Below are 11,949 nucleotides of genomic sequence, written 5' to 3' on the forward strand. Positions count from 1 at the left end.
GCGCTAGTTTGGGGCCGGACGACAAGGCCCGCCCGGAGGGAACCCGATGAAGGCACACGACGGCATGTACATCGACGGGGCCTGGCGGTCCGCCGACGGCCGGGACACGATCGACGTCGTGAACCCGGTCGACGAGCGGGTGATCGGCACGGTCCCCGCCGGCACCGCCCTGGACGTCGACACCGCCGTACGCGCGGCCCGCGCCGCCCTGCCCGGCTGGGCCGCCACCCCGCCCGCCGAGCGCGCCGCCCGCCTGGCCGCCCTGCGGGACGTCCTGGTCGCCCGCAAGGACGAGGTCGCCGAGACGGTCACCGCCGAACTCGGCTCCCCGCTGAAGTTCTCGCAGGCCGTGCACGCCGCCGCCCCGATCGCGGTCGCGGGCTCCTACGCCGAGCTGGCGGCGACGTACGCCTTCGAGGAGAAGGTCGGCAACTCCGTCGTCCACCACGAGCCGGTCGGCGTGGTCGGCGCCATCACGCCCTGGAACTACCCGCTGCACCAGATCGTCGCCAAGGTCGCCCCGGCGCTCGCGGCCGGCTGCACCGTTGTACTGAAGCCCGCCGAGGACACCCCGCTCACCGCGCAGCTCTTCGCCGAGGCGGTCCACGAGGCCGGCATCCCCGCGGGCGTCTTCAACCTGGTCACCGGCCTCGGCCCGGTCGCAGGACAGGCCCTCGCCGAGCACCCCGGCGTCGACCTGGTCTCCTTCACCGGCTCGACGGCGGTCGGCCGCCGGATCGGCGCCCTCGCCGGCGCCGCCGTCAAGAACGTCGCCCTCGAACTCGGCGGCAAGTCCGCCAACGTCATCCTGCCCAGCGCCGACCTGGCCAAGGCCGTGAACGTCGGCGTCGCCAACGTCATGTCCAACTCCGGTCAGACGTGCAGCGCCTGGACCCGCATGCTCGTCCACCGCGACCAGTACGACGAGGCGGTGGAGCTGGCCGCCGAGGCCGCCGCCAAGTACGGCGACCGGATCGGCCCGGTCGTCAACGCCAAGCAGCAGGAGCGCGTGCGCGGATACATCGAGAAGGGCGTCGCCGAGGGCGCGCGGATCGTCGCGGGCGGCCCCGAAACCCCGCACGAGCAGGGCTACTACGTCTCCCCGACGGTCCTCGCCGACGTCACCGAGGACATGACGGTCGCCCAGGAGGAGATCTTCGGCCCCGTCCTGTCCGTCCTGCGCTACGAGGACGAGGAGGACGCCCTGCGGATCGCCAACGGCACGGTGTACGGACTCGCCGGCGCCGTCTGGGCCGGGGACGAGGCCGAGGCCGTCGCCTTCGCGCGGCGGATGGAGACCGGGCAGGTCGACATCAACGGCGGACGGTTCAACCCGCTGGCGCCCTTCGGCGGCTACAAGCAGTCGGGCGTGGGCCGCGAACTGGGCGCGCACGGACTCACCGAGTACCTCCAGACCAAGTCGCTCCAGTTCTAACCAGGGGAGTTGCCCACGCCATGGCCGTCCGTACCGCTGTCCGTGCCGCCGTCGTACCCGCCGTAGGAGCCCCGCTGGAGGTCACCGGGATCGAACTCCCCGCACCGGGCCCCGGCCGGGTACGGGTGCGGCTCGCCGCCGCCGGGGTCTGCCACTCCGACCTCTCCCTGTCCAACGGCACCATGCGCCTGCCGCTCCCCGCGGTCCTCGGCCACGAGGGCGCCGGCACCGTCCTGTCCGTCGGCGAGGACGTCACCCACGTCGCGCCCGGCGACGCCGTGGTCCTCAACTGGGCCCCGTCCTGCGGCGCCTGCCACGCCTGCGCGCTCGGCGAGATCTGGCTGTGCGCGAACGCCCTGGCCGGCGCCGCGCACGTGCACGCCCGCCGCGCCGACGACGGCACCGACCTGCACCCCGGTCTGAACGTCGCCGCGTTCGCCGAGGAGACGGTGGTGGACGCCGGCTGCGTGCTGCCCGCCCCGGACGGCATCCCGCTCACCGACGCGGCGCTGCTCGGCTGCGCCGTCCTCACCGGCTACGGCGCCGTCCACCACTCGGCGAAGGTCCGCGAGGGCGAGACCGTCGCGGTCTTCGGCGCCGGGGGAGTGGGACTCGCCGCCCTCCAGTCGGCCCGGATCGCGGGCGCGTCGAAGATCGTCGCCGTCGACGTGTCCCCGGAGAAGGAGGAGCTGGCCCGCGCGGCCGGCGCCACCGACTACCTGATCGCCTCCGACACCACCGCCCGCGAGATCCGCGCCCTCACCGGCAAGCAGGGCGTCGACGTCGCCGTCGAGTGCGTCGGCCGCGCGACCACCATCCGCACCGCCTGGGAATCCACCCGGCGCGGCGGGCGCACCACGGTCGTCGGCATCGGCGGCAAGGACCAGCAGGTCACCTTCAACGCCCTGGAGATCTTCCACTGGGGCCGCACCCTGTCCGGCTGCGTCTACGGCAACGCCGACCCCGCCCGCGACCTCCCCGTCCTCGCCGAACACGTCCGGGCCGGACGCCTCGACCTCGGCGCCCTGGTCACGGAACGCATCGCGCTGGACGGCATCCCGGCGGCGTTCGAGAACATGCTGGCGGGCAAGGGCGGCCGGGCGCTGGTGGTGTTCTAGGCCGCCGCACCGCACCGCACCGCGCAAGGCGGTCAACGAGGGTGCCGGGTCCTCCCCGGCGCCCCGTTCCGCGTGCCCGCGCGCGCCGCGCGTCCCTGCGTAGCGCCACGATCGCGGTGCGACAAACATCCGGCACGACTGTTGACCGCATACCGTCCGGTCAGTACGTTCCCCGAAACGTTTCCCCAACGTCCCCTCCCCACCCGCTTCCCCCCGCGTTCCCCCACGCCCCACTCCCCCCCCGCACTCACCGGAGCGTGCCCGTATGGACACCACCCCCTCCGCTCAGCCCCTCGACGCCACCGCCCGGGCCGCCGTCCCCAACCGCCGCCGCGTCGCCACCGCCGCGGCCCTCGCGTCGGCCGTCGAGTGGTACGACTACTTCGTCTTCGGCATCGCCGCCGCCCTCGTCCTGGGCGACCTGTACTTCCCGGCCGGCAGCTCCACCGCCGGCGTCCTGGCCGCCTTCGCCACCTTCGCGGTCGGCTTCCTCGCCCGCCCGATCGGCGGCATCGTCGCCGGCCAGCTCGGCGACAAGAAGGGCCGCAAGCCGATGCTGGTCCTCGCGCTCACCCTGATGGGTGTGGCCACCACGGGCATCGGCCTGCTGCCCACCTACGAGACCATCGGCGTCGCCGCCCCCATCCTGCTCGTCCTGCTCCGCATCGCCCAGGGCGTGGCCGTCGGCGCCCAGTGGGGCGGCGCGATGCTGCTGGCCACCGAGTACGCCCCGGAGGGCAAGCGCGGCATCTACGGCAGCGTCGTCCAGCTCGGCGTCCCCATCGGCGTGGTCACCGCCAACTCCGTCTTCCTGCTGGCCGGGGCGTTCACCTCCGAGTCGGCCTTCGAGTCCTGGGGCTGGCGGGTGCCGTTCGTGGTCGGCCTGCTCGTCCTGGGGCTCGCCTGGTACATCCACACCCGCGTCGAGGAGACCCCGGAGTTCCGGGAGGCCGAGCGGGCGCTGGCCGAGAAGGAGCAGGGTGAGCAGACCTCGCCGCTGCGCACCATCGTGCGCGGTCACCTCGGCACGGTCCTGCTGGCCGGCGGCTCCTTCGCCGTGAACACCGCGACGTTCTACATCCTCATCACCGGCGTCCTCGACTACACGACGCGCGAACTGGACATGGACCACGGCGCGGTGCTCGCCGTCTCGCTCTGCGTCAGCCTCACCCAGCTGGTGCTGATCCCGGGCGCCGCCGCCCTGTCCGACAAGTTCGGCCGCATCAGGGTCTACACCGTCGGCGCGGTCGGCATCGCCGTGTGGGCCGTCCCGCTGTTCCTGCTCATCGACACCGGCTCACTGGTGTGGCTGGCGGTCGGCACCTTCGTCGCCAGCTGCTTCCTCAGCGTCATGTACGGCCCCCAGGCCGCCCTCTTCGCCGAGCTGTTCACGCCGGAGATGCGCTACACCGGCGCCTCCCTCGGCTACCAGATCGCCGCCGTCGGCGGGGGCGGGCTCGCGCCCTTCGTCATGGTGCTGCTCCTGGAGGCCACGGGCACCTCGATGGCCGTCTCCGGCTACATCATCGCCCTCTCGGTGATCGCCCTGGTGTCCATCAAGGTGTTGGCCGACAGGGCGCGTTCACGCTGACCGCGAGGCACCTTCGGGCCGCGACCCCACCAGCTCGTCCGGGGCCGCGGCCCGCGCCCGCCTCCGGGACCGCGACACCGCCACACCCGCCAGGCAGAGCGCGCCGCCCGCCAGGGTGAGCAGCCCCGGCACCTCACCGAGCGCCAGCCACGACATCAGGACCACCAGGGCGGGCACGGCGTACGTGGTGGCGCCCATGCGCCCGGCGGTCGTCCGGGCCAGCGCGTAGGCCCAGGTCGTGAACGCCAGCGCGGTCGGGAACACGCCCAGGTACACCATGTTCAGCGTCGCGGAGGCGGGCGCGTCGGCCGCCTCGTGCACCAGCTGCCCCGCGAACGGCAGGCAGAGCACCGCACCGACCAGGCAGCCGAACGTCGTCACCTGGAGCGCGCCGGCGTGCCCCAGCGCGGGCTTCTGCGCGACCACCCCTCCCGCGTACGCCACCGCGGCCAGCAGGCACAGCACCACCCCGAACAGCGAGGAACCGCCCTCGCCGGACATCGACAGGCCCACGGTCACCGCACCGGCGAACGACACCGCCATCCCCGCCAGCAGCCGCGGCGGCAGCGCGTCCCCGAGCAGGCGGGCGCCGAGCAGCGCGATGAGGATCGGGCCGACGTTCACCACCAGCGCGGCCGTACCGGCGTCCACCTGCTGCTCGCCCCAGTTCAGGGCCACCATGTAGAAGCCGAACCACAGCAGCCCCGATATCGCGATCCCCCGCCAGGCCGGCCGGGGCGGCAGCCCTTCCCGCCGCACCAGGCAGATCAGGGCGAGGGTCACGGCGCCGGACAGCAGCCGCCCGAGGGCCAGCGCGCCCGGCGAGTAGGACTCGCCGGCGCTGCGGATGGAGACGAAGGCGGAGGCCCACAGGACGACGGTCACGGTGGCCGCGCCGGCCGCGAGCAGCTGCGGACGGCGGGAGGGCGCGGAGGGGGACGTGCGGGCGGTGCTCATCATGCTCCAGACGTTAGGACGCGACGGCTTCGTGGTCTCGCGGATTCCGGACGGGGAGGCGGTGGAGCGCGGCTCAGCGCAGCGCCACCGGATCGATGCCCAGCAGCTCCAGGAGCGCCGCCTCGCCCGTCGGCGTGACCTTCACCGCCCGCTCCGAGCCGATGCGCACGCACCAGCCGGTGTCCAGGGCGTGCCTGCACAGGGCCGCGCCCGCCACGCCCGCGAGATGCGGACGGCGTTCGGTCCAGTCGAGGCAGGCTCGCGCCAGCGGACGGCGGCCCGTGGCCGTCAGCGGAATCCCGGCCGCGGCGAACCAGCCGAGCCCCGCGTCGGTGAGCGCGAATCCGGTGTCCTGGCGCAGCAGCCCGCGCCCGGTGAGGGCGTCGGTCACCGCGATGGCGAGCCGCCCGGCGAGATGGTCGTAGCAGGTGCGCCCCCGGGCCATCGCCGACCCGGCGCCCGCCGCCCGCAGGGTGCGTGGACGCCGGGCGGCGGCCTCCGGTGCGACCTGTGCCGCCAGGTCCTCGACCAGCTGCGCGACCCGCTCGTCGGCCAGCCGGACGTACCGGTGCCGTCCCTGGCGCTCCTCGGTGAGCAGCCCGCCCGCGACGAGCTTGCCCAGGTGTTCGCTCGCCGTGGACGCGGCGACGCCCGCGTGCCGGGCCAGCTCACCGGCGGTCCAGGCCCGTCCGTCCAGCAGTGCCAGCAGACAGGCGGCGCGCGTCTCGTCCGCGATCAGCCCGGCCAGCCGCGCGAGGCCGGGCGCCTCGGCGTCCCTCTCGGTCATGCGTCCAGGATGCGCCACGCATGGTTCGGCGGGTGCCGAACTGTCCTCAGACGCCTCGCGCCACCTGCGCGTACTGCTGGGTCAGTCCGTCCAGCAGGGCCGTCAGCCCGGTCTCGAAGGCCCGCTCGTCGATCTTCTCCTGCTGCTCGGCGAGGAGGTGGGCCTGCTGGAGGTGCGGGTAGGCGGCGGGGTCGTAGGCGCCGGCGTCGTCGACGAAGCCACCGGCGAAGGAACCGAGCGCGGAGCCCATGATGAAGTACCGCATCAGCGCGCCGATGGACGTGGCCTGGGCCGGGGGCCAGCCGGCCGCGACCATCGCGCCGTAGACGGCGTCCGCGAGGTGCAGCCCGGCCGGACGGCGGCCGGGGCCGTGCGCCAGTACCGGGACGATGTTGGGGTGGTCGCGCAGGGCCGCCCGGTAGGAGACGGCCCAGTCGTGCAGCGCGGTCCGCCACTCCCGGCCGTCCTCGAACATCGACAGGTCCACCTGCGCGCTCACCGAGTCGGCGACGGCCTCCAGGATCTCGTCCTTGGTGCGGAAGTGGTTGTAGAGCGAGGGCCCGCTGACGCCCAGCTCCGCGGCGAGCCGGCGGGTGGAGACGGCCGCCAGGCCCTCCGCGTCCACCAGAGCGCGGGCTTTCTCGACGATCCGGTCGGTGCTGAGCAGGGGCTTGCGCGGTCGGGCCATGGCGCACATAGTAGGGCTGCGGACTTAAACTAGCAGTGCTAATTTAAAAGTCCGGCTTTCAAAGTCCACCGGTCAAGGACCGTCTTCTGTGGGGTGACTCGGCATGAATCTGGAGCTCAGCGAGGAGCAGAGCGCCGTGCGGCGGCTCGCGCGGGACTTCGTGGAGCGCGAGATCGCCCCGCACGTCGTCGCCTGGGACCGCGCCGAGGAGGTGGACCGGTCCGTCGTGAAGAAGCTCGGCGAGGTCGGCTTCCTCGGGCTCACCGTCGACGAGGAGTACGGCGGCTCCGGCGGCGACCACCTCGCGTACTGCCTGGTCACGGAGGAGCTGGGGCGCGGCGACAGCTCCGTGCGCGGCATCGTGTCCGTCTCCCTCGGCCTGGTCGCCAAGACCATCGCCGCCTGGGGCGACGAGGAGCAGAAGCGGCGCTGGCTGCCGGGGCTCACCTCCGGCGCGTACGTCGGCTGCTTCGGCCTCACCGAGCCCGGCACCGGCTCGGACGCGGGGAACCTCGCCACCCGGGCGGTGCGCGACGGCGACGACTACGTCATCAACGGCACCAAGATGTTCATCACCAACGGCACCTGGGCCGACGTCGTCCTGCTCTTCGCCCGTTCCACCGACGCCCCGGGCCACAAGGGCGTCTCCGCCTTCCTGGTGCCCACCGACACCCCCGGCCTGACCCGGCGCACCGTCCACGGCAAGCTCGGGCTGCGCGGCCAGGCCACCGCCGAACTGGTCCTGGAGGACGTCCGGGTCCCGGCCTCCGCGATGCTCGCACCCGAGGGCAAGGGCTTCTCGGTCGCCATGTCCGCGCTCGCCAAGGGGCGGATGTCGGTCGCGGCCGGCTGCGTCGGCATAGCCCAGGCCGCGCTGGACGCGGCCGTGCGGTACGCCGGCGAGCGCGAGCAGTTCGGGAAGACCATCGCCCACCACCAGCTGGTGCAGGAGCTGATCAGCGACATCGCCCTCGACGTGGACGCGGCCCGGCTGCTGACCTGGCGGGTCGCCGACCTGATCGACCGCGGGCAGCCCTTCACCGTCGAGTCCTCCAAGGCCAAGCTGTTCGCCTCGGAGGCGGCCGTCCGAGCCGCCAACAACGCCCTCCAGGTCTTCGGCGGCTACGGCTACATCGACGAGTACCCGGCCGGCAAACTGCTGCGCGACGCCCGTGTGATGACGCTGTACGAGGGCACCAGCCAGATCCAGAAACTGGTCATCGGGCGGGCGCTGACCGGGGTTTCGGCCTTCTGAGGGCCGGGGGTTCTGAGTACCCCGACTGAGTACGGCGGCGGATGTGGCCCGGACCACATCCGCCGATCCTTGTGCCCATGAGTGACACACCGGTCAAGCAGCAGAACACGGCGGCCTTCTACGGGCAGGCCGTCGCGTCGTTCTCGGTCGCCATGGCCGCCACCGCCATCGGCATCTACCAGCTCCAGGCCGACGCCTGGGTGCGTGCCTTCCTGGCCATCGCCGTCCTGTACCTCGTCACCTCGGCCTTCACGCTGGCCAAGATCATCCGGGACCGTCAGGAGGTGGGGCAGATCGTGAGCCGTGTGGACCAGGCGCGGCTGGACAAGATCCTTGTGGAGCACGACCCCTTCCACAAGCCGGGCGGATCCGCCCCCGGACAGCGCGCCTAAGCGCCCGCTCAGTATCGGCGGTATGGTGGTGCTCCTGTCACCGAGAGGGGCGAACAAGCGATGAGTACGGCGGCCGAGACGACGGGCGGCGACACCGAGCCGTGGGAAGAGGTCACGCCTGACGCGGCCCGGCGGCTCCTGGTCGCCGCCGTGGAGGCGTTCGCCGAACGCGGGTACCACGCGACCACGACCCGCGACATCGCCGGGCGGGCCGGCATGAGCCCGGCCGCGCTCTACATCCACTACAAGACCAAGGAAGAGCTGCTGCACCGCATCAGCCGCATCGGTCACACCCGGGCGGTGGCCATCCTGCGCTCCGCGGCCCAGGGCGACGGCAGTGCGACCGAACGGCTCGCCGACGCCGTGAGCTCCTTCGTCCGCTGGCACGCCGGCCGGCGCACGACCGCGCGGGTCGTGCAGTACGAGCTGGACGCGCTCGGTCCCGAGGCCCGGGAGGAGATCCTCACGCTCCGTCGGCAGTGCGACGCGGCGGTGCGCGGCATCATCGACGACGGCGTGGCGACGGGCGAGTTCGACGTGCCGGACGTCAAGGGCACCACGCTCGCCGTGCTGTCGCTCTGCATCGACGTGGCCCGCTGGTTCAACGTGAACGGCGCCCGGACGCCCGACGAGGTCGGCGCGCTCTACGCCGACCTCGTGCTGCGGATGGTCGGGGCCGGGTCGTCCGGCCCCGACCGGTCCGCTCAGACGTAGTAGCGGGAGACGGACTCGGCGACGCAGACCGGCTTGTCGCCGCCCTCGCGTTCCACCGTGAAGGCGACGGACACCTGGATCCCGCCCGTGACGTCCTCGACGCCGGTGATCGTCGCCGTGGCGCGCAGGCGCGAGCCGACCGGGACGGGAGAGGGGAAACGGACCTTGTTGGTGCCGTAGTTGACGCCCATCTTCACGCCCTCGACCCTGATCAGCTGCGGCCCGAACAGCGGGAGCAGCGACAGGGTCAGATAGCCGTGCGCGATGGTGGTGCCGAAGGGGCCCGCGGCGGCCTTCTCCGGGTCGACGTGGATCCACTGGTGGTCGCCGGTGGCCTCGGCGAACAGGTCGATCCGCTTCTGGTCGACCTCCAGCCAGTCGGTGTGTCCCAGCTGCTCGCCCACCGCCGCCTTCACCTCGTCGACGGATGTGAAGATCCTCGGCTCTGCCATGCTCCCGGCCTCCCGTGTGACGCGACTCTAAGCGACTGCTTAGCATGGTCGCCCGGAGAGCCCCTGTCAACGGACCGGACGGGTGAGGAAGCGGGTGGGTAGGGTTCGAGGGGTGCCTCAGATTCCCGAGAAGATCCATGAGCTCACCGTCGGCCAGCTCGCCGCGCGCAGTGGTGCCGCCGTCTCCGCCCTGCACTTCTACGAGTCCAAGGGCCTGATCAGCAGTCGCCGCACCTCGGGCAACCAGCGCCGCTTCAGCCGTGACGCGCTGCGCCGCGTCGCCTTCGTACGGGCGGCCCAGCGGGTCGGCATCCCCCTCGCCACGATCCGCGAGGCGCTCTCGGAGCTGCCCGAGGGCCGCACCCCCACCCGGGACGACTGGGCCCGGCTCTCGGCGTCCTGGCGCTCCGAACTGGACGAGCGCATCAAACAGCTCAACCGGTTGCGCGACCACCTCACCGACTGCATCGGCTGCGGCTGCCTGTCCCTGGACACCTGCGTCCTGTCCAACCCGGACGACGCGTTCGGAGAAACCCGAGCGGGTTCCCGCCTCCTGGTGGAGCGCAAGTCCCCGCACCCGGCCGGCGGGAACTGCGCCCCGACCTCGGCCAACTGCGACTGACCCGCCCCCCCGACCTACCCCGCCCGGCTCCCGACACCCGCTTCCGCGGCGACGTTCCGCCGCCCCTCCGGGGACCGGACGATCACCTCGCGGTCCCGGTGGGGGCGGGCGCGGGTGTGGGTGGGCGCGTGTGGTGGCGCGCACGGTCGTGGCGCCGCCGGGTTCTGGCGTCCCGTGTGCGCGGGGGGTGTTCCGTGGCCGCGCCGCCGTGACCGGACGACCTCCTCGCTGTTCCGGCGGCGGGCGCGGGTGTTGGTGGGCGCGTGTGGTGGCGCGTACGGGCGTGGCGCTGCGGGTGCCGGACGATCATCTCGCCGTTCCGGCGGGGTTGGTGGCCGGGCGCGGTGCGGTCGCACCCCGTTCCGGCGCGCGCGTCATTGGGGCCGGTCGCGGGGCCGGTCCAGCGGCCCCGCCTTGGTGGCTGGAGGCGTCCGTCGCCCGAAGGCGCCGGCTCCACGTGCGCGATCGGCCTCATCGCCGCCGCCCCGGCGTGGTGGTCACACCCCGCCCCGCCGTGCCGAGGCCCACTCCTTGAGCCCCGCCCTCACCAGTGCGGCGTTGGAGGCGGCACGGCTGCCGTCCGGCAGCGACAGGGTGTCCTCCAGGCCGATCCGGGTCGGCAGGCCCAGGTGGCCGGCGAGGCGGAGTACCGGCCAGGTGCCCGCGTCCTCGCCGTGCAGCAGGATCGGGAGGCCGTGGGCCGTGCCCAGCGTGGACAGCAGGGCCCGCGCCGTGTCACGCGCGGTCGCCGGGCCGGTGTCCGTGACCTCGGCCAGGACCCGCAACACCTTCGGTCCCAGCGGTGAGCGCAGGAAGTGTGCCGCCCCGTCCGTGCCCGACCAGATGCCGGCCTCCACGCCCACCCCGCGCTCCATCAGCGCGGCCGCGGTCTTCTCGGCGCCCGGCTCGTGCCAGTTGACCGACGCGTGGTCGGGCAGCACCGTCCAGCTCCGTATCCGCGCCACCCGGGCGGCCGGATCGGGTTCCGCCCAGGCGCCCGTGGTGACGCCGAGCGGAACCGAGGCCGGCACCCGCGCGCGCACCGCCTCCAGGGTGGCCGCGAGCGCGCGCGGCGACAACGTGTCCCGGCCACAGGGTGTCTTCGGGTGGACGTGGACATCCGTCGCCCCGGCGGCGACCGCTCCCGCCACGGAGTCCGCGAGCGCCTCCGGAGACAGCGGCACCACCGCCCCGTCGGCGGCCTCCCGGCCCCCGTTCGCACACAGTTGCACCATCCCCCCATGGTGCCGCGCCCCACTGACAACACCCGTCGGCCGCCGGTCGTCGGGGGTGCGGCCTCCCCGGCACACCCCCGCGAGTCCGGCTACGCCGACATCAGCAGCCGTCGCCCCCGCCGGGCCTCCGCGAGCGCGTCGGGGGTGAGGACCGGCCGCGGTACGAGGATCCCGCACTCCGCGCAGACGGGCCCCGTCGAGGGTTCGTGGTCGAGGTCGTAGGTCCAGACGAGGCGTTCCCCGTCGCACACCGGGCAGACGGAGCCCGGTTCCCGCTCCAGCGCCGAGATCAGCCGGCGCAGTACTTCCGCCAGCGGCCAGTCGGGATGCACCCGGGGGTCGTCGCACCAGGCGACACCGAAACCGCCCCAGGTCAGCCGGTGCCAGTCGTCCACGCTGCCCGGCCTGCGCAGCCCGTCGTGCTTCTCCTTCCTGCGCCGCTCGGCGAACTCGACCTCATAGGCCAGCCACACGGAACGCGCCTCCTCCAGCTCCTCCAGTGCGGCCACGAGCCGCACCGGGTCCGGGGAGCGGTCCTCGGGACCGAACCCTGCCCTGGAGCAGAGATGGTCCCAGGTGGCCCTGTGCCCATAAGGGGCAAATCGTTCAAGGCACTTGCGCAGCGAATAGCGCCGCAGCGCCAGGTCGCACCGTGGATCGCGGACCTGTCTCGCCAGACTTCGGAAACCGGCCATCGCCCTGC

Annotated in this window: 13 protein-coding genes; 7 read left to right on the forward strand and 6 right to left on the reverse strand. The window is 73.3% G+C overall.

Annotated features, from left to right (window positions below; translation table 11 throughout):
• The first annotated feature begins 46 nt into the window (after window positions 1-46).
• The 3 genes from ACFW01_RS32020 (at window position 47) to ACFW01_RS32030 (ending at window position 4,144) form a co-directional block, all read left to right on the forward strand.
• A complete protein-coding gene (locus ACFW01_RS32020) occupies window positions 47-1,435 on the forward strand; it encodes an aldehyde dehydrogenase family protein (protein WP_384509514.1) in 1,389 nt (462 codons plus the stop codon).
• Window positions 1,436-1,455: 20 nt separating this feature from the next.
• Entirely contained in the window at window positions 1,456-2,553 is a 1,098-nt protein-coding gene (locus ACFW01_RS32025) for a Zn-dependent alcohol dehydrogenase (protein ID WP_384509517.1), read from the forward strand.
• Between the two features lie 265 nt (window positions 2,554-2,818).
• Window positions 2,819-4,144, forward strand: coding sequence for an MFS transporter (locus ACFW01_RS32030; protein ID WP_234960807.1), 1,326 nt, complete (start codon window positions 2,819-2,821; stop codon window positions 4,142-4,144).
• Here the strand turns inward: ACFW01_RS32030 and ACFW01_RS32035 are convergent.
• The 3 genes from ACFW01_RS32035 to ACFW01_RS32045 all read right to left on the reverse strand — a co-directional run bounded on the left by ACFW01_RS32035 (window position 4,136) and on the right by ACFW01_RS32045 (window position 6,576).
• Window positions 4,136-5,104 (reverse strand): DMT family transporter, encoded by a 969-nt coding sequence (locus tag ACFW01_RS32035; RefSeq protein WP_234960808.1) that lies wholly within the window; start codon window positions 5,102-5,104, stop codon window positions 4,136-4,138. The genes ACFW01_RS32030 and ACFW01_RS32035 overlap by 9 nt on opposite strands.
• A 70-nt stretch (window positions 5,105-5,174) precedes the next feature.
• On the reverse strand, window positions 5,175-5,888 hold the full coding sequence (locus ACFW01_RS32040) for an ArsR/SmtB family transcription factor (RefSeq protein ID WP_384509522.1): 714 nt from the start codon (window positions 5,886-5,888) through the stop codon (window positions 5,175-5,177).
• A gap of 46 nt (window positions 5,889-5,934) precedes the next feature.
• Window positions 5,935-6,576, reverse strand: coding sequence for a TetR/AcrR family transcriptional regulator (locus ACFW01_RS32045; protein WP_161330978.1), 642 nt, complete (start codon window positions 6,574-6,576; stop codon window positions 5,935-5,937).
• Window positions 6,577-6,679: 103 nt separating this feature from the next.
• Here ACFW01_RS32045 and ACFW01_RS32050 point away from each other — a divergent pair, with 103 nt between their 5' ends.
• The 3 genes from ACFW01_RS32050 (at window position 6,680) to ACFW01_RS32060 (ending at window position 8,937) form a co-directional block, all read left to right on the forward strand.
• Window positions 6,680-7,831, forward strand: coding sequence for an acyl-CoA dehydrogenase family protein (locus ACFW01_RS32050; protein WP_384509526.1), 1,152 nt, complete (start codon window positions 6,680-6,682; stop codon window positions 7,829-7,831).
• Between the two features lie 77 nt (window positions 7,832-7,908).
• Window positions 7,909-8,223: a YiaA/YiaB family inner membrane protein gene (locus tag ACFW01_RS32055; protein WP_384509529.1), complete on the forward strand. Its 315-nt coding sequence runs from the start codon at window positions 7,909-7,911 to the stop codon at window positions 8,221-8,223.
• Between the two features lie 60 nt (window positions 8,224-8,283).
• A complete protein-coding gene (locus ACFW01_RS32060) occupies window positions 8,284-8,937 on the forward strand; it encodes a TetR family transcriptional regulator (protein WP_384509532.1) in 654 nt (217 codons plus the stop codon).
• Here ACFW01_RS32060 and ACFW01_RS32065 read toward each other — a convergent pair.
• Window positions 8,928-9,389, reverse strand: a complete 462-nt coding sequence (locus ACFW01_RS32065) for a MaoC family dehydratase (RefSeq protein ID WP_125495538.1) — start codon at window positions 9,387-9,389, stop codon at window positions 8,928-8,930. The genes ACFW01_RS32060 and ACFW01_RS32065 overlap by 10 nt on opposite strands.
• A 112-nt stretch (window positions 9,390-9,501) precedes the next feature.
• Here ACFW01_RS32065 and soxR point away from each other — a divergent pair, with 112 nt between their 5' ends.
• Window positions 9,502-10,011, forward strand: coding sequence for a redox-sensitive transcriptional activator SoxR (gene soxR / locus ACFW01_RS32070; RefSeq protein ID WP_234960813.1), 510 nt, complete (start codon window positions 9,502-9,504; stop codon window positions 10,009-10,011).
• 497 nt (window positions 10,012-10,508) lie between these two features.
• Here the strand turns inward: soxR and ACFW01_RS32075 are convergent, their stop codons facing one another.
• Both ACFW01_RS32075 and ACFW01_RS32080 read right to left on the reverse strand, forming a co-directional pair.
• Window positions 10,509-11,246, reverse strand: a complete 738-nt coding sequence (locus ACFW01_RS32075; RefSeq protein WP_384509535.1) for a 3-keto-5-aminohexanoate cleavage protein — start codon at window positions 11,244-11,246, stop codon at window positions 10,509-10,511.
• Between the two features lie 89 nt (window positions 11,247-11,335).
• Window positions 11,336-11,941, reverse strand: a complete 606-nt coding sequence (locus ACFW01_RS32080; protein ID WP_234960815.1) for a hypothetical protein — start codon at window positions 11,939-11,941, stop codon at window positions 11,336-11,338.
• Between the last annotated feature and the right edge of the window lie 8 nt (window positions 11,942-11,949).

It is taken from the genome of Streptomyces sp. NPDC058985 (assembly GCF_042740985.1).
Taxonomy (GTDB): Bacteria; Actinomycetota; Actinomycetes; order Streptomycetales; family Streptomycetaceae; genus Streptomyces.